Source organism: Aminobacter niigataensis (assembly GCF_014200015.1).
In the GTDB taxonomy this organism is placed as follows: domain Bacteria; phylum Pseudomonadota; class Alphaproteobacteria; order Rhizobiales; family Rhizobiaceae; genus Aminobacter; species Aminobacter niigataensis.
Genome location: NZ_JACHOT010000002.1, coordinates 422,336 through 442,844, shown reverse-complemented (window position 1 = coordinate 442,844; position 20,509 = coordinate 422,336). Strand labels below are relative to the sequence as shown.

26 protein-coding genes are annotated in these 20,509 nt (G+C 63.7%); 7 read left to right on the top strand and 19 right to left on the bottom strand.

Features of this window, described 5'->3' with window-relative positions:
* Positions 1-70 precede the first annotated feature (70 nt).
* From pal to ybgC, 6 genes are all read right to left on the bottom strand, one after another.
* On the bottom strand, positions 71-580 hold the full coding sequence (gene pal, locus GGQ99_RS12050; RefSeq protein WP_108606516.1) for a peptidoglycan-associated lipoprotein Pal: 510 nt from the start codon (positions 578-580) through the stop codon (positions 71-73).
* Between the two features lie 251 nt (positions 581-831).
* Positions 832-2,109 carry a Tol-Pal system beta propeller repeat protein TolB gene (tolB, locus tag GGQ99_RS12045; protein WP_246389581.1) on the bottom strand — a complete coding sequence of 426 codons (1,278 nt, stop codon included), beginning with the start codon at positions 2,107-2,109 and terminating at the stop codon, positions 832-834.
* Between the two features lie 76 nt (positions 2,110-2,185).
* Positions 2,186-3,247 carry a hypothetical protein gene (locus tag GGQ99_RS12040; protein WP_183262722.1) on the bottom strand — a complete coding sequence of 354 codons (1,062 nt, stop codon included), beginning with the start codon at positions 3,245-3,247 and terminating at the stop codon, positions 2,186-2,188.
* 8 nt (positions 3,248-3,255) lie between these two features.
* A complete protein-coding gene (gene tolR, locus GGQ99_RS12035; protein ID WP_183262721.1) occupies positions 3,256-3,714 on the bottom strand; it encodes a protein TolR in 459 nt (152 codons plus the stop codon).
* A gap of 10 nt (positions 3,715-3,724) precedes the next feature.
* Positions 3,725-4,435 carry a protein TolQ gene (gene tolQ / locus GGQ99_RS12030; protein WP_183262720.1) on the bottom strand — a complete coding sequence of 237 codons (711 nt, stop codon included), beginning with the start codon at positions 4,433-4,435 and terminating at the stop codon, positions 3,725-3,727.
* A 344-nt stretch (positions 4,436-4,779) separates the two neighbouring features.
* Positions 4,780-5,247, bottom strand: coding sequence for a tol-pal system-associated acyl-CoA thioesterase (gene ybgC, locus GGQ99_RS12025; RefSeq protein ID WP_183262719.1), 468 nt, complete (start codon positions 5,245-5,247; stop codon positions 4,780-4,782).
* Positions 5,248-5,301: 54 nt separating this feature from the next.
* Between ybgC and GGQ99_RS12020 the strand changes: the two genes are divergently transcribed.
* The 3 genes from GGQ99_RS12020 (at position 5,302) to GGQ99_RS12010 (ending at position 8,343) form a co-directional block, all read left to right on the top strand.
* Positions 5,302-6,552: a glycoside hydrolase family 5 protein gene (locus GGQ99_RS12020; protein WP_183262718.1), complete on the top strand. Its 1,251-nt coding sequence runs from the start codon at positions 5,302-5,304 to the stop codon at positions 6,550-6,552.
* Positions 6,553-6,622: 70 nt separating this feature from the next.
* Positions 6,623-7,672, top strand: a complete 1,050-nt coding sequence (locus GGQ99_RS12015) for a hypothetical protein (RefSeq protein WP_183262717.1) — start codon at positions 6,623-6,625, stop codon at positions 7,670-7,672.
* Positions 7,669-8,343 (top strand): hypothetical protein, encoded by a 675-nt coding sequence (locus GGQ99_RS12010; protein WP_183262716.1) that lies wholly within the window; start codon positions 7,669-7,671, stop codon positions 8,341-8,343. Before GGQ99_RS12015 ends, GGQ99_RS12010 begins: the two co-directional genes overlap by 4 nt.
* Positions 8,344-8,402: 59 nt before the next feature.
* On the opposite strand, the gene GGQ99_RS12005 is transcribed toward GGQ99_RS12010, so the two are convergent.
* From GGQ99_RS12005 to GGQ99_RS11955, 11 genes are all read right to left on the bottom strand, one after another.
* Positions 8,403-8,891, bottom strand: a complete 489-nt coding sequence (locus GGQ99_RS12005; RefSeq protein WP_183262715.1) for a GNAT family N-acetyltransferase — start codon at positions 8,889-8,891, stop codon at positions 8,403-8,405.
* Positions 8,888-9,928, bottom strand: coding sequence for a Holliday junction branch migration DNA helicase RuvB (gene ruvB, locus GGQ99_RS12000; RefSeq protein ID WP_183262714.1), 1,041 nt, complete (start codon positions 9,926-9,928; stop codon positions 8,888-8,890). Before ruvB ends, GGQ99_RS12005 begins: the two co-directional genes overlap by 4 nt.
* A complete protein-coding gene (locus GGQ99_RS11995; RefSeq protein ID WP_108606524.1) occupies positions 9,925-10,329 on the bottom strand; it encodes a type II toxin-antitoxin system VapC family toxin in 405 nt (134 codons plus the stop codon). The genes ruvB and GGQ99_RS11995 overlap by 4 nt, the downstream gene beginning before the upstream one ends.
* Positions 10,326-10,601, bottom strand: a complete 276-nt coding sequence (locus GGQ99_RS11990) for an AbrB/MazE/SpoVT family DNA-binding domain-containing protein (protein WP_183262713.1) — start codon at positions 10,599-10,601, stop codon at positions 10,326-10,328. Before GGQ99_RS11990 ends, GGQ99_RS11995 begins: the two co-directional genes overlap by 4 nt.
* 67 nt (positions 10,602-10,668) lie before the next feature.
* Entirely contained in the window at positions 10,669-11,289 is a 621-nt protein-coding gene (gene ruvA, locus GGQ99_RS11985) for a Holliday junction branch migration protein RuvA (protein ID WP_183262712.1), read from the bottom strand.
* A 13-nt stretch (positions 11,290-11,302) separates the two neighbouring features.
* Positions 11,303-11,716, bottom strand: a complete 414-nt coding sequence (locus GGQ99_RS11980) for a type II toxin-antitoxin system VapC family toxin (RefSeq protein WP_183262711.1) — start codon at positions 11,714-11,716, stop codon at positions 11,303-11,305.
* Positions 11,697-11,966 (bottom strand): AbrB/MazE/SpoVT family DNA-binding domain-containing protein, encoded by a 270-nt coding sequence (locus GGQ99_RS11975; RefSeq protein WP_183262710.1) that lies wholly within the window; start codon positions 11,964-11,966, stop codon positions 11,697-11,699. Before GGQ99_RS11975 ends, GGQ99_RS11980 begins: the two co-directional genes overlap by 20 nt.
* A gap of 67 nt (positions 11,967-12,033) precedes the next feature.
* A complete protein-coding gene (locus tag GGQ99_RS11970; protein ID WP_183262709.1) occupies positions 12,034-12,285 on the bottom strand; it encodes an AbrB/MazE/SpoVT family DNA-binding domain-containing protein in 252 nt (83 codons plus the stop codon).
* A 60-nt stretch (positions 12,286-12,345) separates the two neighbouring features.
* The gene (gene ruvC / locus GGQ99_RS11965; protein ID WP_108606530.1) at positions 12,346-12,864 is read right to left on the bottom strand and encodes a crossover junction endodeoxyribonuclease RuvC; all 519 of its coding nucleotides are present in this window, start codon (positions 12,862-12,864) and stop codon (positions 12,346-12,348) included.
* Between the two features lie 87 nt (positions 12,865-12,951).
* Complete coding sequence (gene rcdA / locus GGQ99_RS11960) at positions 12,952-13,485, bottom strand: protease adaptor protein RcdA (RefSeq protein WP_055975432.1); 534 nt, start codon at positions 13,483-13,485, stop codon at positions 12,952-12,954.
* 408 nt (positions 13,486-13,893) lie between these two features.
* Entirely contained in the window at positions 13,894-14,271 is a 378-nt protein-coding gene (locus GGQ99_RS11955) for a hypothetical protein (RefSeq protein WP_108606531.1), read from the bottom strand.
* A gap of 500 nt (positions 14,272-14,771) precedes the next feature.
* Between GGQ99_RS11955 and GGQ99_RS11950 the strand changes: the two genes are divergently transcribed.
* Positions 14,772-15,374 (top strand): DUF2269 family protein, encoded by a 603-nt coding sequence (locus GGQ99_RS11950; RefSeq protein ID WP_343061715.1) that lies wholly within the window; start codon positions 14,772-14,774, stop codon positions 15,372-15,374.
* Positions 15,375-15,417: 43 nt separating this feature from the next.
* Here the strand turns inward: GGQ99_RS11950 and GGQ99_RS11945 are convergent, their stop codons facing one another.
* Complete coding sequence (locus GGQ99_RS11945; RefSeq protein WP_183262708.1) at positions 15,418-17,055, bottom strand: acyl-CoA synthetase; 1,638 nt, start codon at positions 17,053-17,055, stop codon at positions 15,418-15,420.
* Positions 17,056-17,107: 52 nt separating this feature from the next.
* Positions 17,108-17,878 carry a sulfite exporter TauE/SafE family protein gene (locus GGQ99_RS11940; protein ID WP_183262707.1) on the bottom strand — a complete coding sequence of 257 codons (771 nt, stop codon included), beginning with the start codon at positions 17,876-17,878 and terminating at the stop codon, positions 17,108-17,110.
* A gap of 176 nt (positions 17,879-18,054) precedes the next feature.
* Between GGQ99_RS11940 and GGQ99_RS11935 the strand changes: the two genes are divergently transcribed.
* The 3 genes from GGQ99_RS11935 to efp all read left to right on the top strand — a co-directional run bounded on the left by GGQ99_RS11935 (position 18,055) and on the right by efp (position 20,485).
* Positions 18,055-18,702 carry a thiamine phosphate synthase gene (locus GGQ99_RS11935; protein WP_183262706.1) on the top strand — a complete coding sequence of 216 codons (648 nt, stop codon included), beginning with the start codon at positions 18,055-18,057 and terminating at the stop codon, positions 18,700-18,702.
* Between the two features lie 2 nt (positions 18,703-18,704).
* Positions 18,705-19,814 (top strand): tetratricopeptide repeat protein, encoded by a 1,110-nt coding sequence (locus tag GGQ99_RS11930; RefSeq protein ID WP_245439657.1) that lies wholly within the window; start codon positions 18,705-18,707, stop codon positions 19,812-19,814.
* A gap of 104 nt (positions 19,815-19,918) precedes the next feature.
* Complete coding sequence (efp, locus tag GGQ99_RS11925) at positions 19,919-20,485, top strand: elongation factor P (RefSeq protein WP_018429990.1); 567 nt, start codon at positions 19,919-19,921, stop codon at positions 20,483-20,485.
* Positions 20,486-20,509 lie beyond the last annotated feature (24 nt).

Sequence of the window (20,509 nt, the reverse complement as noted above, 5' to 3'; positions counted from 1 at the left end):
TCAGTCGTCCAGATAAGCAAAAGGCGGCCCGAAGACCGCCTTTCGTTCAACTGTGTCGCTTTTCGACCGCTCAGCTGCCGGCGCCGGAGAGCGTCGTGACAGCACGACGGTTCTGCGACCAGCAGGAGATGTCGTCGCAAACCGCGACCGGACGTTCCTTGCCGTAGGAGATCGTCTTCAGGCGGTTCGAGGCAACGCCCTGCGAGATCAGGTAGTCGCGGGTGGCTGCGGCGCGACGGGCGCCGAGGGCCAGGTTGTACTCGCGGGTGCCGCGCTCGTCGGCATGGCCTTCGACCACGATCGCATACTGGCGATACTGGTTCAGCCACTGGGCCTGACGGCTCAGGATGCCCTGCGCATCGGCACGAACCGACGACGAGTCGGTGTCGAAGAAGATGCGGTCGCCGACATTGACGGTGAAGTCCTGGGACGAACCCGGGGTCGCTGCACCGGCGCTGCCGCCGAGGCCGAGATCGGCCGCGTTGTTAGGGGTTTTCTTCGAGGCACAGCCGGCAATCGCCAGCGAGGCGATGAGCGCCACGACCACGGGGTTGGTTGCAAATTTTGCGATACGGCGCATCCCGCCTCTCCTTCGCATTCAAGTGATTTCGTTGAACATCCAGTAACCACGTTGGGGTTAACCGGCATTCAAGAAACATGGTTAAAATTTCGTTGCCGCTCGTTGTAGCGTCCCCGCATACGGCAGTCGTCGAACATGCACTTCGCCGCGCACCGTAGGCGAAAATACGGCAGAAAGGCGGCGTCATTGGGCAAATGACGCCGCCTGGTCCTTTCGTCGCGCCTGGGGCGCTAGGTTAACTATCAGGCTGCTCAGTCGAGCAGCGGCGACCAGGCCGGGTCGGAGGCGAAGCCCGAGGTCGGGATCGCCTGTTCGTTGCGGCCGGTGAGGTCGACCGAATAGAGCTTGGGACCGCCGCCGCCGGGCTGGTCGCGGAAGAACATCACGACGCGGCCGTTTGGCGCCCAGGTCGGGCCTTCCTGCTGGAAGCCGGTCGACAGGATGCGTTCGCCCGAGCCGTCGGTCTTCATCACGCCGATCTGGAACTGGCCGCCCGACTGCTTGGTGAAGGCGATCAGGTCGCCGCGCGGCGACCACACCGGCGTCGAATAGCTGCCGCCACCGAAGGAGACGCGGGTCTGGCCCGAGCCGTCGGCGCCCATGACGTAGATCTGCGGCTGGCCGCCACGGTCGGAGGTGAAGACGACCTTGGAACCGTCAGGCGAATAGGAAGGCGAGGTGTCGATGGCGCTGGAATTGGTCAGGCGCGTGGTGGTGCGGCTGCGCAGGTCCATCGAGAACACGTTGGAATTGCCGTCGTCGCGCAGCAGGCTCATGATCACCTTCTGGCCGTCGGGCGAAAAGCGCGGCGCAAACGTCATGCCGGGGAAGTTGCCGACGAGTTCGCGCTGGCCGGTCTCGATCTGCAGGAGATAGACCTGCGGCTGGCCGCTCTCGTAGGACATGTAGGTGATTTCCTGACGCGTCGGCGAGAAGCGCGGCGTCATGGCCATCGAACGGCCGTCCGAGAGATAGCGCACATTGGCGCCGTCCTGGTCCATGATGGCGAGGCGCTTCTTGCGCGCGGTCTTGGCGCCCGATTCGTCGATGAACACGACGCGGGTGTCGAAATAGCCCTTTTCGCCGGTCAGGCGCTCATAGATGGCGTCGGCGATGATGTGGGCGATGCGGCGCGAATTGGTCTTGTTGGCGAAGAACTGCTCGCCGGCAAGCTGCTGGCCGGCAAAGGTATCCCACAGCCGGAACTCGGCCTTGAGCCGGCCGTCGGCCTCCTGGCTGACGCGGCCGGTAACCAGCGCCTGGGCGTTGATGACCTTCCAGTCGTCGAAGCGCGGCGCGACGTCGGGGTTGGAGATCTTTTCGATGAAGGCGCCTTTGTCGATCGGTGAGAACAGGCCCGAACGCTGCAGGTCGGCGGCGACGATGCCGGCGATCTCGGCGCCCATCGCATCGCCCGACAGGAAGTCGGTGATGGCGATCGGCAGCGGCTCGACATTGCCCTTGTTGACGTCGATCTCGACCAGCGCGCGAGCGGGCAAGGTGGCGAATGCGGTCATGCCGCTCGCCATGGCGCCGATCAGAAGGATCGCTTTGATTACATGCTTCATAAGACAGGCCTCTTAGTTCCGGGTGAGCGCCAGGCGCTCAGAACATCTCGCTTGGGTCGAAGTTGACGATGACATCCGCCCAGGCTTCGTATTTGTCGGCGGGAAGGTTGTAGGGCGCGCATTGCAGTACGGCGCGACGCGCCGATTCCGCTGCCGCACGTTCGATGCCGGCGGCGCCACCACCGGAGATGATCTCGGGCCGGCCTTCGATCTCGCCGGTTTGCGTCAGCTTGAACTGGACCGAAACCTTCAGCGCGCCGCCATCCATGGCGCCCGCCGGCACGTTCCAGCAGCGCTGGATCTGGCCGCGCAGCGCATCCATCTCGCTCTGGCTGAGCTTGCTGCCGCCGGTGTCCTTCTTGCCGCCCAGCGATGCCTGTTCGGTCGAGCGCTTGGCGCCGCCACCCGAGGGCTTCTGCTTGTTGAGCAGGGCAGCGACCTCGTCGGCGTTGAATTCCTTCTCTTCCGACTTCGGCTTCGACGCGGCCTCTTGGGCCTGCTTGTCGTCCTGCTTGCGGTCGGGTGTCTTGGCCGTCTGGGCCTGCGGCGGCTTGGGCTTGGCCTCGGGCGCCGGGGCGTTTTCCGGCAGCTTCACGGCTTCCGCTTCGGCCTGGTCGTTGACGATCGTCTCGGCAACCGGGTCCGGCTTCACGTCCTGCTTGGGCTGCGGTTCGGGCGTCACTTCCGTCGCCGGCACGGGCGTCGGCTTGGGCTCGGCCTGCTTGGCCGGCTCGGGCTTGGGCTTTTCGGCTGGTTTTGGCTCGGGCTTGGGCGAGGGCGGCGGAGCAGCCGCGACGTCGACCTCCTTCTGGGTCGGCTCGGGCGTCGGCGGCTTGTCGCTGTCGATCTTGTTGTCGCCGACATTTTGGGCGTCGGGCACGATGTCGGGTCGGCTTGTCGGCTTGGGCGCCGGCTTTTCATTGACCGGGGCCTTCTTGTCGCCCTTCTGGATCTGGGTGATCGATTCCACCGGCACGATGTCGACCGGGAACGCCTCGACGTCGGCGACTTCGAGGGCGCTGGGTGCCGACAGCGTGAACAGGCCGAAGCCCAGCATCGCTGCATGCAGAACCACAGATGTCGTGAGGCCGGTCTTCATTTTGCGGGCTACTGGTCCTGTTCCTGCAACGTGACGAGGCCGATCTTGTTGTAACCGGCGGCCTGGATGCGGGCCATGACCTTCATCACCGTGCCGTAGTCGGCGGTCTTGTCGCCGCGCACATAGATGCGCTCCTCGTAGCCGGCCTTGGCGATGGCGCCGAGCTTGGCGACGACCTCGTCGATCGGGATCTCAGTTTCCTGGATGTGGATCTGGCCGGCTTCGTTGATCGAGATGGTGATCGGCTGCGTTTCCGAGTTCAGCGCCTTGGCTGCGGTCTCGGGCAGATCGATCGGCACGCCGACGGTCATCAGCGGCGCTGCCACCATGAAGATGATGAGCAGCACCAGCATGACGTCGACGAACGGCGTCACGTTGATTTCGGACATTAGTCCGTGATGGCGGCCACGCCGCCGGTGGCCGCGCCCGCCGCGGCCCGAACCGCCCGCGCTAACTGACATACCCATGGTCTACTCCTCAGGCCCGCGGCGCGACTTTTTCATCGATTTGGCGCGAGAGTATGGCGGAGAACTCGTCGGCGAAGCCCTCCATCCGCAGAGCGATCTTGCCGGCGTCGGATGACAGCTTGTTGTAGGCGATGACGGCGGGAATGGCGGCGAGCAGGCCGATGGCGGTGGCCAGCAGCGCTTCGGCGATACCAGGTGCGACGACCGCGAGGTTGGTCGACTTCGAGCCGGCGATGGCCTGGAAGGAGGTCATGATGCCGACGACGGTGCCGAACAGGCCGATGAAGGGGGCGGCCGAACCGATGGTGGCGAGGAAGCCGAGCCGGCCTTCCAGGCGCTCCATCTCGCGCGTCAGCGCCAGGTCCATTGCCTTGTCGATACGGGTCTGCAGCGCCAGCGGCGACTTGGCGCCCTTCTCGAAGCTCTTCTTCCACTCGCGCATGGCAGAGACGAAGATCGCGCTCATGCCCGTGGTCTTGCGGTCGGAAAGGTTGCGGTAGAGCTCTTCGAGCGACTGGCCGGACCAAAAGATCTGTTCGAAGCGGTTCAGCGCCGCGCGCATGCGGCTATAGGCGACCAGCTTGTCGACGATGATGGCCCAGGTCCACACCGACGCGCCGAGCAGGCCCAGCATCACCAGCTTGACCACCCAGCCGGCCTGCCAGAACAGCGCCCAGATCGACAATTCCGCGCCGGTCTGGGCGAGAGGTAGGTTTTCCATCTTGTAACAGTCCTTAAGATTTCCGGGGCCCGCTTTCGGCTAGCCCTTGCGCATCATCCCGTCGTGGCCCGTTCGCGCGAAGCTTCCGGAAGTCCCCAAAATGCGCCTTTTGGGCCTTTTCGGGACGAAATTTGGTGAAAGGAAGGCCGCTCGGAATCCTTACGACTTTCACCGCTCCCTTAATGGACCGTTATGGTTAAAGATGGGTTAGGAACTTAAGGCCTGGCTGATGCGATAGCCCGAGGCGACTGGGTTTGGCGAGGCGGACGGGCAGCCATCCGGCTTTTGTGTCACACAATCTTGTGATCGGCTGGGCTTGTGATCGGCTGGGACCGTGCGGGCGATCATTGCCCCGGCATGAAGGCTTCGACCCAGTCCTTGGGGAAACGCCTGGGGCGCCCGTTTTCGCCGACGATCGCCGCCTCCACCCGGGCTTCGACAAGCACCTCGTCGCCGCGCTTCAATTGCTGGGCCATGGTGATGCGGGCACCCGAGATATCCACGGTGCGGGTGTCGACGGTCAGCACGTCGTCGATCCGGGCCGACGCGCGGAAGTCGATCTCCATGCGGCGGACTATCCAGACGATCTTTTCGCCATGCTTGCCGTCGGCGAGCTCGGTGTGGTGAACGCCGGCAAGGCGCAGGAAGTCCGAACGTCCGCGCTCGAAGAATTCGAGATAGCGCGCATGGTAGACCACGCCGGAGAAGTCGGTGTCGGCATAATAGACCCGCGCCATCAGCCGATGGCCGAATGGCGTCAGCGCACCGGAAAGGCCGGCAGCCAGCGCGTCTTCTTCACCATGATCGGCCATGGGGCTTTCCTTTTTCGGGGCTTTTCGGCACCAGTCTTGTCTGCAGCGAACCGGATGGCAGCAATAGTGGCGATGATCAAGACCTCACTTGTGGCGTTGCTGGCGCTGGCACTGTCGGTCTGTGCGGCCGGTGCGGCGACGTTCTCGATGAAGCGCGGCATCAATCTCGACATCTGGGACACCTGGCCCGACGAGTCCCGCTGGGGCGACGCCGAGGTCATCCTGCCCTTTCCGGAATGGCGCAAGCGGCTCGGCGCGGCCGACCTCGAGGCACTCAAGGCCGACGGTTTCGATGTCGTGCGCATTCCCGTCGATCCCTCGGTCTTCCTGTCGGAAGAGACTGCGGCGCTGCGCGAAGAATTGTTCGAAAGCGTTCTGGAATCCGCTCGCCAGATCAACGCTGCCGGGCTCAAGGCGGTCGTCGATCTCCATCTCATTCCCGCCGGAGGCAACCGCAAGATCGGCATGGCCGAGGTGATGGATGACCCTGCCTTGTTCGACGGCTATGTCGAACTGGTCCGTCAGATGGGGCTCACCTTGTCGAAGGAAGATCCGGCCCAGGTCGCGTTCGAATTGATGAACGAGCCGGTCGTCGATTGCGAGCCAGGGCAAGCCAAAGTCTGGCCCGAGCGCCTCAAGCGCCTCCATGCTGCTGCCCGTGCCTCGGCGACACGGCTGACGCTGGTGCTTTCGGGCGGCTGTTGGGCCAGCGCCGAAGGGCTCGCGGCCATCGACCCCAAGGATATCCCGGACGACAACATCATCTGGACCTTCCACAGCTATGCACCGTTCCTGCTCACCCACCAGGGCGCGACCTGGGCCGGCGACTTCATTCCCTACGTCACCGGACTGCCTTATCCGCCCCATTCCGTGCTGCGCGCAGAGCTCGACGCCGCGCTCGACAAGGTCAGGGAAAGGATCAGGGCCGAGGCACCCTTGTTGCGCCGTTCCGGCCTGTTGTCCTATCTCGACGAGCAGGTGGCGACCGTGGACACCAAGGCCAAGCTCGACGCGCTGCTCGACACGCCGTTTCGCCTGGTCGCCGACTGGGCCGGGAAACATGGCGTTGCGCCCGAAAACATCTACCTCGGCGAGTTCGGCATGATCCGCCAGGAATACGGCAATCCCTTCGTCATGCCCGGCGCCTGGCGGGCTGGCTATGTCAAAGACATGATCGCCCGCGCCGAGACGCATGGTTTTGCCTGGTCGATCTGGGGCTATGGCGGCGCCTTCGGCATCGTCGACGAGTTCGAGGGCCGGAAGGCCGAGCCGGACGTGCTGGAGGCGGTCAGGGGATTGAAGTAGAGGGCGCTTCAATCATTGATTGTAGGAATATTTTCTTGTACCATCGCTTTGACTTGGCGATGGGACGAGCATGACGAACACAAACGATGAAGAGACGGCTCTCAGGAAATTCCGCACGAGGCATGTCGGCCTCGACCTCTACGTCAAACTGCTGCGGCTGCGGCTGAAGGCAGGCTTCAACCCCGCCCAACCGAGAGTGCCATCGGGCAATCATGATGGCGGCCAGTGGACCGATGCTGGTGGAGGTGCCGGGCGCTCGCGACCGAACCGAAATCTGTCTGGCGCCCGAGCGTCGCCAAGCATTACACCCGGCCAGAGAGCCGGGGCGGCTTCCTCAAGCAAACCTGCCATCGACCGCGCGCGGATCGTGACGCGTGTTGGACTATCCAACCGACCGGGAGGTCCGCATGTACGGCACACGGTAAGCCTTCCAGGTGGACGGCGTTTCGTCTTCCAGACCGAGGGCACGAGCCAAACCGTGCTTGACGGTGCCGGTACTCCGGTCAGCAAGACGCTATGGACCCCTCAAGGGCCGATGTCGCTACCAGTCATCCAGCGCGCAAATGCGCCGGTTGCTCGGCAAGCCTTCGAGGCTGGGCGACAGCTCTACAACAGTTTATCGGCTGGCAACACGCGGGACCAAAGGGCCTGCTTGGCCTTCACGGCGAAGGAGTTTCGGCCGAACGGGTCGTTGCTGACATCGTTGAGCTTCGTCGGCATGCTCTCGCGCGCCGAGACGGAGAAGGTCTGCACCAAGCTCGAACTCGTCCAGAGCCTTTCGAACGAAGCCATGTCAGACGCCAAGCTCGCAGGCCCATACTCGAGCGCGACAGTCTTCGGCACAGCGGTGCACACGCGACTGCATAAGAAGATATTAACGCTCAAAGACCCAACCCTGACTTCAGAGCAGTCATTGCTGAAACGAATGGAGGAAACTCCGATCGATTTCAGTGCGGTGCGCGTCGATGTGCTGGAAGATCGAAATGTTGGTCCGATCTGTGTCTATGATCTAAAGACGGGGCGCAGAGGTCTCAGCCGCAGCCGGGCGATCGAGTTTGCGAGGAGGCTTGCTTTTCATGGTCGCCCGATCATCATAATCGAAGTGAGGCCTTACGAATGACGGCTTCGCAACTCATCAAGCGTCATATCAAGCCGCTTCTGACCCGCCACACGGATCTCGAGATTATCGGTCGCTGGCTTGTCATGAAGCCAATACGGCATGTGCTGCGAGGCGTCATTATCCTGACTCGCAATCACGATGAGTATTTTGTTCCGAAATGGGCTGTGACCCATTTTTGTGAACCTGTCGGCAATTTCCCCCTTAACTGGGGCGATCGAATCGACCGGGAAACGCCCGGGCTTTTCACTTGGGATCCCGAAGGAGTTCTCCAACTCGTCACGCAGTTGGAGCGAGATATCCTGCCCATCTTCCGCAGCATCGAGACGCTCGACGATCTGGTCGCTTATGTCGAAACCAAGCCGCTCCCGTATCGCCGTTTCGAGATCGACGAACTGCGCGGAGTTTGTCTGCATGCCGCGCGCGGCGATCTCGATACTGCACGTGCCAAGCTCGACGATCTCAGGAACGGTCGCTCCCTGTGGTGCATTCCCGGCTTTGCCGAGGCGGAAGTGGCTTCGGTCGTTGATGCGCTCGGTCCCTTGTTGGACAAAGGCGACAGGGCCGGCATCGCCCGACAGCTTGCGGCCTGGGAGGCGATGCGTATCGCCAGGCTGCCCAAGGGGTTTGCTCGGATCTGGGAGCCGACACCGTTCCCGGTGGAAAAGGAATAGGTTCTCTCCCCGGCAGGCGGGCCACTTCTCGGATGTTCGGGAGGGAGAACTGAGCGTGGCTACCGCGTCCTCGGGCGCTCGAAGCGCTGCTCGCGCACGCCGCCGGACCACTGGTCGCGTTCTTCTTCCGCCACAAGCGCAAAGCCGAAGGACTCGTAGAGGTGGCGCGCGGGACTGAGCCCGGCGAAGGTCGTGAGATAGACCCTGGGAAAGCCCTTCATGTCGGCATGCTCGATCGCTGCGCCCATCAGCCGGCGCCCCAGTCCGGTGCCGCGTGCGTTGTCGCTGGTGATGAACCAGCGCAGATGCGCCAACGGCTCGACTGCGGTCGGCGCCTCGATGCTGATCGTGCCCAGCAGGGCGCCATCGTCGTCGTATTCGGCTGCGAAGAAATCCTGGCCCGGCCGGAAATCGCGCATGAAGGTGGAAAGCTCGCCTGCCACCTTGGCTTCGAAGGGCAGGCCGAAACCCCAGTCGCGGGCGTAATATTCGGCGTGCAGCCGAACGATGTCGGCGATCAGCCCGGGACGATAGCCAGCCGGGCTCATTCCTCTTCCTGGAACAGGTTGATCTGCTGCACGGCGAGGTCGCGCGGGATTTCGAGGCCAAGGTGCTTCCAGGCGTTGGCGGTCAGCATGCGGCCGCGCGGCGTGCGCTGGATGAAGCCCTGCTGGATCAGATAGGGCTCGATGATGTCTTCGATGGCATCGCGCGGCTCGGACAGGCCGGCCGCGATGGTCTCGATGCCGACAGGACCGCCGCCGAAATTCATCGCGATCATCGAGAGATAGCGCCGGTCGAGCGAATCGAGGCCGAGTGCGTCGACTTCAAGTCGCGACAGCGCCTCGTCGGCAATGCTGCGGTCGACGGGGCCGGAACCGGCGACGGAGGCGAAATCGCGGACGCGGCGCAGCAGGCGGCCGGCGATGCGCGGCGTGCCGCGGGCACGCCGCGCAATCTCGATGGCGCCGTCGTCGGCGAGCGGCATGCCGAGGATGCGCGCGCCGCGGCGCACGATCAGCTCCAACTCCTCGACGGTGTAGAAATTGAGCCGGGTCGGGATGCCGAAGCGGTCGCGCAGCGGGTTGGTCAGCAGGCCGAGGCGGGTGGTGGCGGCCACCAGCGTGAATTTGGCGAGGTCGATCTTCACCGAGCGAGCCGCCGGGCCTTCGCCGATGATCAGGTCGAGCTGGTAGTCCTCCATCGCCGGGTAGAGGATTTCCTCGACCGCCGGGTTGAGCCGGTGGATCTCGTCGATGAACAGCACGTCGCGCTCTTCGAGATTGGTCAGAAGGGCTGCGAGGTCGCCGGCCTTGGCGATCACCGGGCCTGAGGTCGAGCGGAAATTGACGCCGAGCTCGCGCGCCATGATCTGGGCGAGCGTCGTCTTGCCGAGGCCGGGCGGGCCGACGAACAGCACGTGGTCGAGCGCCTCGCCACGGCCCTTGGCCGCCTCGATAAAGATCTTCAGGTTGGCGCGCGCAGCCGCCTGGCCGACGAAATCGTCGAGCGTCTGCGGGCGCAGGCTGTTGTCGGCGTCCTCGCCGCGCTTTTCAGGTGTAATGAGGCGGGTGGGCGTGTTCACGAAAGCAGTTCCATGGATGGGATGGACTTTGCGGCAGACAAGTCGAACGTCACCGTGTGCGAGCAGCCGAGTTGCAGATTGTGCTCGGCGATCAACGCATCGGCAAAGTCCACTTGCGGGGCGGCCGCGCGCTCCAGCGCGCGGACGACCGCATCGAAGTCCTCGAAGGCGAGCGTCCTCACCTTCAGCAGCCTGTGAATGGTGGTCAAGGTCTGGTCCTTCGTCTGCCGGTAACGCGATGCAAGAGCCCAACTGAATTCAACCAGCACAATCAGGCTGATGAACCCGGGGGTCTCCTCGCTCAGGCCGCTCCCGAATGCGAGTGCTTTCGCCTGCTGATCGGGGTCGTCGTTCAGCACCATGCGCAGCAGAATGTTGGTGTCGATGCCGACCTGCGTCACGGGGCATCCCCCGCCAAATCTTTGCCAAGTGCATGCGTTGCCACGGCATCGCGAACCGCCTCGTCGATTTCCGCCAGCGTTGCCGGCCCGCCGGGCGGGTCGCCAAGGATGCCGGCGAGGTCGGCGAAGGCAAGATTACGCGGCGTGCCGACGAGATGGTTGTCAACAACGGTCCAGGCGATGGCATCGCCGGGCTTCAGCGACAGCATGTCTCTCACGTCTTTCGGAATGGTGAGCTGGCCCTTGGAGGTCAAGGTGGCTTCGGCACCCACAGTTCTTACTCCTGACCAGAATACTTACTTTTGGCAATATAGTAAGAAAATCGAGGTGCTGCAATGGTCACCGCGCCAGCTCCTTCAGGCCGAAACGGATCAGCTTGGAGGAATCGGCATCCTCGCCGGCCGTCTTCATGGCGGCGGCAATGGCATTGGCGGCGATGTCGCGGGAATAGCCGAGATTGACCAGCGCCGAAACCGCATCGGCGATGGGGGCGGGGGCCACGCCCTCGCCGAGTTCCTGCTTCAGGCCGATGGTGCCCGAGGCTTCGCCGGCGAAGGCCGGGGCCTTGTTCTTGAGTTCGGTGACGATGCGCTCGGCGACCTTCTTGCCGACACCGGGCGCACGGCTGACCATGGCGATGTCGCGCAGCGCGATTGCGTTGGCGAGGTCGGATGGCGCCAGCGTCGACAGGATGGCGAGTGCGACCTTGGCGCCGACACCGGGGACATTGTTCTGCAGCAGCCTGAACCATTCGCGCTCCAGCTCGGCCTTGAAGCCATAGAGGCGGATCATGTCCTCGCGGACATAGGTTTCGATATGGAGGACTGCGGCTTCGCCGGCGCCGGGCAGGGCGGCCAGCGTGCGCGCCGAGCAATAGGCGACGTAGCCGACGCCATGGACGTCGAGCACGCAATAATCCTCGCCGATCTCGTCGACGGTGCCCTTCAACTTGCCGATCATTTGGTGCGTCCCGTCATGGATGGGTGTCTGGTGCGATGATGTCGAGGTCGGGGAAATAGCTGCGGTAACGCGTGGCGTCGCGCGTCAGCAGCCGGTGCCCCGCCACCTGCGCATGCGCGCCGATGAGGAAATCGGGCAGGGTGCGTTCGCGCGTTCCGCCATTCTGGCGATATGCCAGATGCGCCTTACCGGCCATGAAAGCGGCTTCATAAGGGATCAGCGCCTTGTGCAGCGAAAGTCCGGCCAGAGAATCGACGAGGTCGGCCTCCGCCGGAAACCGAACCGAGATCTCCGACCAGATTACCGGGTTTACGACCAGTGCGGCGACGCTTCCTTCTTTCACGAGGTTGCCTCGCGACCAGTTGCTTGTCGCGCCGCCCTGGAACATGTCCAGGAAAATGTTGGAATCAACGAGGACCGAGGTCATCGCGCGGCCCCCTCAGCCAGTCCATATATTCATCGGTTGTCATGCCGCCGAGGTCGATCGTTCCGGCTACCTTGTCTGCCCAGGCACCGATGGCCTTCGCCCGGCGCTGCCGGGCCTCGTCGCCTTGAAGGGCAACGAGTGTGACAACGTCGTCGGACACGACAAAATCCACCTCCGAGCCGGCCTCGATGCCGAGACGGTCGCGGATCTCCTTGGGGATGGTCACCTGGCCTTTTGTCGTCACGCGCATGGTAATACCTCGTAGGTATTACTTAGCTGCCGCATGAGAACAAGTCAAGAACATGGAGCGGCTGCCTTCAGCGCTCCCTGGCGAGCGCCGCCAGTTCGTCGGGGCTGCTCGCTGGGTCGGCCGCGCCCTCGAGGCGGTCGAGAATAGCCAGGAACCGGTCCAGCCGGTCGCGATCGGCCAATCTGTTGATGTCGTCCTTGGGCACGATGGTGATCTTGCCGCCTTCGATGCCGAAGATCACTTCGGTGTTGGCGCCGATGCCGAAAGTTTCGCGCAGATCGCGCGGAATCGTCACCTGTCCCTTGCTCGTCACCCGCATGGAATCATCCCTTCTCTTACGGGGAAGGAATGTCCCCATGGCCGGAACAAGTCAAGAACATCAGGCCTGAGCGGCCAGTGCTGCAAGCCGATAGGCCGGGCTCTGGCGATGGTGCGCGTGACAGATGGCGATGGCCAGCGCGTCGGCCGCGTCGGCCGAGTCGAAACCGGCCTTGGGCAACAGCACCTTGACCATCATGGCGATCTGCTTCTTGTCGCCGTGGCCGACGCCGATCACCGCCTTCTTGACGGCGTTGGGCGAATACTCGGCGACCGCCAGCCCGGCGCGTGCGGGCACCAGCATGGCGATGCCGCGGGCCTGGCCGAGCTTCAGCGTGGCGGTGGCGTCCTTGTTGACGAAGGTCGCCTCGACGGCGGCCTCATGCGGCATCTCGCGATGGATCACGTCGGCAAGACCGTCGTGCAACTGGCACAGCCTGCTGGCAAGCGCGGCCTTGTCGTCGGACCGTACGGTGCCTGCGGCGACGAAACGCAGCGAATTGCCGAGCGATTCGATGATGCCCCAGCCGGTGCGCCGAAGCCCGGGGTCGATGCCGATGATGCGAATCGTCTCTTTCATCCGTGAACTCTATCTCCACGGGTGCAGGACGCCAGAAAAATGTGAACAAAACAGAAACAATCCCCGTGCGTGGCAGGGTTGCCGAGCCTAGTTGCGGGCGAACGCCGTGTTGAGCAGGCTGATCTGATCGGAGACGGGGTTGCTGCGGCGCATGGCCTGTACCGGCACCACCGTAGCGCCGTTGCCGTAGATCTCCTCGTCCATGCGGCGCACATGCGCCTGCAGCCTGAGCGAGCGGCGGACGAGGTCGACGAAATCGGCCGGCAATTCGTTCCAGCCGGCGGCGTCGTCATGGGCGGAGGCGGTGTCGAGGCGCACCTTCGATTTCTCGGAGGCGACCTGGTCGCGGGTCATCTCGCCGGAATTGGCCGCGCGCTGCAGCAGCAGCCACGATGCGATCTGCATCAGCCGCGTGGTCAGCCGCATCGATTCGGCGGCGTAAAGCGTGGCGGCAAGCCGCGACAGCTTCTTGGCCTCGACGCGTCCGGCGCCATCGAGATACTCGGCGGCTTGTTCGACCAGCCCCATGCCCTCGTTGTAGAGGGGCTTGAAGGACGGCGAAAACACCCGCCTTTCGGCGAGCTTGATGGTATTTCCGCTTTCCCTCGAAGGCTCGTTCATCATCGCTACCCTGCAACCCTGATCCCGCGTTACCGCCCGTCTTTGGCGACGGATTCTGCGCGGTCCGCTCCTATACGCCAAGCCCGATGAAAATGCGCTTCCGCTCATGCGAACGCAAGCGCATGTTTAACAAAGGGTTAACGCGGCGGATTGGAGCGCTTTTGGAGGGCGTTCCACGGACCTAGGCGCAAAAAAAAGAGCCGCGGAAAAGCGCGGCTCTCAGGAGTTTAACAGGGAGGCGTCAAACAAAGTGGCTCCAACCACTCGGTAAGAATCCAGATGACTGGATACGCACAGTAAACAACTGGAATGCTTAATGGACGCTTAAGAACGTTGCTGATTTGTCGTTGACTGTGCCGACACGGCACACCGGCGCGGCAGCGGATGCCACGCCGGCGTTACGCCGACTCACGACTTCCAGACGACCGGAAGAGCGATAACGGCAAACAGCAACATCGCCGCGTAGAAGCCCATCGACGACATCGCGACAACGGGCTCGATCGCGGCATTGCCGCCGAGCAGGAAGAACAGCCCGACCAGAAGGCCGATGCCGCTGATGGCCGTCAGCCAGAAGTGGATCTTCGCCAGCACCTTGTCCCGCGCGACGGGAAACAGGTGATAGAAGACGGCGAACACAGCCGACATCAGCCATCCTGCCACCATGGTGTGGGCATGGACCGGCATCTGCGTATGATCCTGGCTGATCGACATGTGCAGGCCGAGCGCCATGCCACACAGCGCATAGACGATCGCGAGTGTGAAGAAATTCCGTGCTACCCCTTGCATATCCTTGCTCCGATTGCCTTTTCCCCCCGCAGGGAATGGGTTGGTGACGACGAGTAAGTCGGTGCCGGCGCATTAGCACCGGCCGTGTTTCCGCCGCATGCCGCGCTGCTGCATGGCATGCTTCCGGTCTCGTTACATTGGAAGCTGGGTCAGCCGGCCGTTGCCTCCCCGCGGCCGGGTTCCGGATGCGCGCCGTCCCCACGGCGCATCTAAACATACCATGCTTTGCGGCCCGCTGTTACGTCCGTTGCAGGGCTGTCACCATGGTCGGCGGCTGGAATTTCCGCAGTTTTCCGGGGTCTGTCGCATCATTCCAGCAGACGGCCGGCACCGCTGTTGTACAGACTTGCTGGCCCGCGCGCTGACGGGGCAAGCAGTCATGCGGGCATCGGCGTCGCTTCAGCATCTGCGGTCGTGACGGCCGAAACATTCAGCGATCCGTGCCGACACAATGCCGAAACAGCGCCGGCGCTATTTGCCGGCGCCGCAACGAGTGACGGGTGAAACAGCTGCTGCCGTTGTCGGAAAACCGGATTGGAAAGGTTTGGAATATGGATTTGTATTCTCTCTTCAAGTTGCTGCACATCGTCGCCGCCGTCGTTTGGGCCGGCGGCGGTTTTGCGCTGATGCTGCTTGCCTTTCGCGCCGACCGCGCAGGCAATGTCGAGGGCATGCTGCAAGCCATGGGCTCGATTGGTCAGCTGGGTAAGCGACTGTTCGTGCCGGCGTCGCTGGCGACCCTGGTGTTCGGGCTCATCATGTGCACGTTCTGGGTCGGCTTCCGTGACTTGTGGGTCGTCATCGGCCTTGCCGGCTACGCGACGACGTTTTTGGTTGGAACGCTCATTTTCCAGCCGACCGGTGACCGCATGGCGGCGATGATCGCCCGCGACGGTGTAACGCCTGCCGCGCTCGACCAGGGCCGGCGCATCCTCAAGGTCGCGCGCTTCGACTATGCGGTGATGCTCATCATTGTCGCCGACATGGTGCTCAAGCCGACGCTGTCGGACGTGCCTGTCCTGTCGGCCATGGCGGTTCTTTTCGTCGCGGGCGCATGGGCCGCCTTCGGCAGCCAGCGCGGAGTGGCAGTGCCGGCTGCTTGAAAGGAGCCGGCGCCGGTACGGACGCCGCCTCTCGTTCTACTGTCTACCCCTTGGCCATGTCGCGCAGGCGGAACTTCTGGATTTTGCCAGTCGAGGTCTTGGGGATCTCGGCGAAGATCACTGCCTTCGGCACCTTGAAACGGGCAAGCAGCGAACGGCAATGCTCGATGATCTCGGCCTCCGTCGCTTCCTTGCCCGGCTTCAGCTCGACATAGGCTATGGGCACCTCGCCCCATTTGTCGTCCGGCCTTGCCACCACGCCGCAGGAGGCAACGGCGGCGTGCTTGTAGAGCGCGTCCTCGACCTCGATCGAAGAGATGTTTTCGCCGCCGGAGATGATGATGTCCTTGGAGCGGTCCTTGAGCTGGATGTAGCCGTCGGGATGCATCACGCCGAGGTCGCCGGAGTGGAACCAGCCGCCGGCGAAGGCCTCGTCGGTGGCCTTCCTGTTCTTGAGGTAACCCTTCATGACGATGTTGCCGCGGAACATCACCTCGCCGATGGTCTCGCCGTCATCGGGCGTCTTCTCCATGGTCTCGGGATCCATCACCGTCAGGTCTTCGAGCGCGGCATAGCGCACGCCCTGCCGCGCCTTCCTGGCCGTGCGCGGACCTTTTTCCAGCTCGTCCCATTCGCCGTGCCATTCGTTGACGACGGCGGGGCCATAGGTCTCGGTCAGGCCGTAGAGGTGGGTGACGGCGAAGCCGGCATCGGCCATGCCGGAAAGTACGGCTTCAGGCGGTGGTGCTGCGGCGGTGTTGAAGGTCACCAGTTGCGGAAACGCGCGCTTTTCTTCGTCCCTGGCATTGATCAGCAACGACATGACGACAGGCGCACCGCAGAGATGGGTGACGCCTAGGTCGGCGATGGCGTCGTAGATCTGCTTGGCGCGCACCCAGCGCAGGCAGACATGCGTGCCGGCCTGGACCGCGAGCGTCCAGGGAAAGCACCAGCCGTTGCAGTGGAACATCGGCAGCGTCCAGAGATAGACGCAGTGCTTGGCCATGCCGGCATGGATGGTGTTGGTGTAGGCCATCAGAGCGGCGCCGCGGTGATGGTAGACCACGCCCTTGGGATTGCCTGTCGTGCCCGAGGTGTAGTTGAGCGAGATGGCGTCCCACTCGTCATCCGGCATCGACCAGGCGAAGGTCTCGTCGCCCGAGCCCACAAAGGCCTCGTAGTCGATCGTGCCGATGCGTTCACCCTTGGGGTAGGGCGCGTCGGCGGGATATTCGGGGTCGTCATAGTCGACGACCAGCGGCTTGACCCTGGCAAGCGCCAGCGCCTCCTTGACCACGCCGGAAAACTCGCGGTCGACGATCAGGAGCTTGGTCTCGGCATGGTCGAGCTGGAACGCGATGATCGCCGCATCGAGCCTGGTGTTGAGCGAATGCAGCACGGCCTTGGTCATCGGCACGCCGAAATGCGCTTCGAGCATCGGCGGCGTGTTGGACAGCATCACCGTTACAGTGTCGCCCTTGCCGATACCGGTCTTCGCCAGTGCGGAGGCGAGTTTCAGCGAGCGCTGCCACCACTGGCGGTAAGTTGTGCGGCGGTCGCCGTGAATGATCGCTGCATGATCGGGAAAGGTCTTCGCCGCCCGTTCGAGAAAGCTCAGCGGTGTCAGCGGCTGGTGGTTGGCGGGGTTCTTGTCGAGGTTTTCCTCGTATGGCCGACCCATCGGTGTTCTCCCTGATCTGCCGCATCAAGATAAGAGACTGGCAGCATCGCCCTCAAATGAATTCGGCGATCCCGTCATAAAGCAGTTTCAGCGCCACGATTGCTACCGTGGCGTAGGTGAAGGGGTAGAAGATTTCCGGACGCATCCGCCTGACGAGCCAGGCGCCGGCAAGCGTCGCCAGGGGCGCCAGCGGCATCAGTGCCAGCGAGGCGGTGAGGTTGGCGGTATCGAACTGGCCGAGGGCGAAGTAGGGGACCAGCTTGATGGCATTGGTCACGGCAAAGAAGATGACGCTGGTGCCCGTCAGCACCTTCGGGTCCATCCGCAGCGGCAATGTGTAGACCTGGAAAGGCGGGCCGCCGACATGGGCAACGAAGCTGGTGAAACCGGCGACCGAGCCCCAGAAGGCGGCGGCGATGCCGTTCGGTTCGGCCTTGTGGTCGGCGCCGTGGCGCAGGCTGGTGTAGATCCAGCGCGCAACGAAGACGAAGGCGATGGCGCCGACGATGAAGCGCACATTGTCCGCCGTCACCACCGAGGCCATCAGCCAGCCGATGCCGATGCCGACGATCGAACCCGGCAGCATCTGCCATAGGATCGTGCGGTCGAAGACGCCGCGCCAGCTCCACAGCGACACGACGTCCATCAGGATCAGGATGGGAAGAAGGATGGCGGCGGCCTGCACCGGCGACATCACCAGCGCCATCAGCGGCACGCCGACGAATCCGACCGCGCCGCCGAAGCCGCCCTTGGACAGGCCGACGAGAATCACCGCCGGCACCGCCGCCGCGTAAAACCACGGATCGAGCAGAAGCGAAGTCATGGACAGCCGCCTTTCGCGTCCGCAATAGCCGCACGGCAGCGCCTTGGCGAGTGCCGCGCCAATCTTTTCATATGCTTGGGTTCAGCTGCGTGTCCTGTTCAACGGCACCACTTTGTTCTATGCCCCAATGCAAACATGATCGCCTTGCATAGGCGTCGAGCACCGGATCGAAGAACATGAACCCAAATACGCCGCCCAATCGCTGCCGCATCGTGCTGATTGCGCCGCCCTCGGTGCAGCCCGGGGATGTCGAGGCCGCGCTTGCCGGCGGCGACGTCGCTTCGCTCATCCTTCCCGCCGAGGGCACCGATGAGGTGTCCTTCCAGAACTTCGCCGAAAAGGTAGCAGCTGCGGCACGCGAAGCCGGCGTGGCCGTGGTGGTCGCCGGCGACACCCGCGTTGCCGGCCGCATCCAGGCCGACGGCATCCATGTCGAGGGCAAGAAGGCGGCTCTCGCCGAAGCCGTCGAACATTACCAGGAGCGCATGATGGTCGGCGTCGGCGGTGCCAAGACGCGCGACGATGCGCTGGAACTCGGCGAGGAGCGGCCCGACTACATCTTCTTCGGCCGCTTCGGCTACGACAACAAGCCCGAGCCCCATTCGCGCAACCTCTCGCTCGGCCAATGGTGGGCCGAGATGATCGAGATCCCCTGCATCGTGATGGCCGGCTCCGAGCTCGCCTCTGTCGAGGCGGTAGCGGCGACAGGCGTGGAATTCGTCGCGCTGTCGTCGGCGGTGTTCGGCGAAGGCATCGATCCGCGCGAGGCGGTGGCTCGCGCCAATGCGCTGCTCGACGAGACTGCGCCGCACTTCGAGGGCTGAGGATGGACCGTTCGCGCTTCCTTGCCGCGCTTCTGTGCCTGGGCTTCGGGCTCGAGCCCGCGATTGCCGTCGAAAGCGCGCCTGTCCCGCCGTCCGACCAAGGTGCGGTTCCCTCACTTGGCAAGCCTGTCGACATCGTCGACCCCAGCCGCTTCGGACCTGCGCCGACGCCCGAGGCGGTGCCGGCACTGCAGCCCGCTCCGGCTGCTCCCGCCACGCCTGATCTCGGCGCCAATCCGGCGGCCAAGGCGCCCGACGGCATCGACCCCAACCGTTTTGGCGGCAAGCATTCGGACGAGGCCTATGGCGCCTTCCAGCGTGGACTCTACAAGACGGCCTACAATCTGGCGCTGCCACGGGCCGAGGCGGGAGACTCCGCCGCCCAGACGTTGATTGCCGAAATCCTGTCGCGCGGCCTGGGTGTGGCGCGCAACGATTCCGAGGCAGCCAAGTGGTACGAGCGCGCCGCCGAACAGGGCGTTCCCGAAGCGCAGTTCCAATATGCGCTGCTGCTGCTCGATGGGAAATACGTCACCCGCGACGACAAGGCCGCCAATGCCCTGATGCAGGCCGCGGCCGAGGCCGGCAACCGGCTCGCCCAGTTCAACTATGCCCAGATGTTGGTGCAGCGCGAGCCAGGCGGCCGGGGCCTGGAGAAGGCCGTGCCCTATTATGAACGGGCCGCGGCGACAGGGCTCGCGGACGCGCAATATGCGATGGCCCAAGTGCTTGGCAACGGCGTCGGCGGCAAGCTGCGCGACGACAAGCAGGCAAGGCTGATGCTCGTCCGCGCGGCACGCCAGAACTACGACACCGCCCAGTTCGACCTTGGCCTGTGGATGGCCGACGGCCGCGGCGGCGACCGCGACCTGAAGTCGGCTTTCGGCTGGATGAAGCTCGCCGCCGACAGCGGCAATGTCGCGGCGCAGAACCGGCTCGCCAAGTTCTATATGGGGGGCATCGGCGTCGATCCCGATCCGATCCTCGCCGGCGCGTGGTACATCAATGCCCGCCGTGCCGGGCTCAACGATCCCGAGATGGACGACTTCCTGCGCGGCCTGACCGACGTCGAGATGAAACAGGCGCTGGAGCGCGCCAACCGCATCCGCTGAGATCAGCGAAAATCGCGACTTCTCTTGCCTAAAAAGCCATTTTGTGGTCTTGGAGGCGCCGATAGCGCCCCTTCCGGCGCAAACCTCTCTTCCGGAATCCAATCATGGCCAAGATCAACGGCAACGAAATCCGTCCCGGCAACGTCATCGAGCATGACGGCGGCCTCTGGGTGGCGGTCAGGACCAATCACGTCAAGCCCGGCAAGGGCGGCGCCTACAATCAGGTCGAACTCAAGAACCTCATCAACGGCACCAAGCTCAACGAGCGTTTCCGCTCGGCCGAGACGGTCGAAAAGGTTCGCCTCGAGCAGAAGGACTTTTCGTTCCTCTACGAGCAGGGCGATGCGCTGGTGTTCATGGACACCGCTAGCTACGAGCAGCTCGAACTGCTCAAGGATTTCGTCGGCGACCGCGCCGCCTTCCTGCAGGACGGCATGATGGTCACGGTCGAGCTCTATGACGAGCGTCCGATTGGCATCGCGCTGCCCGACCAGGTGACGCTGACGATCACCGAGGCCGACCCGGTCGTGAAGGGCCAGACGGCCGCTTCGTCCTACAAGCCGGCGGTGCTGGAAAACGGCGTCCGCGTGCTGGTGCCGCCCTTCATCTCGTCGGGCGAGCGCATCATCGTCGACACCAATGAGATCACCTACGTCCGCCGCGCGGATTGAGCACGGTAACGGAGAGGTCTAGAT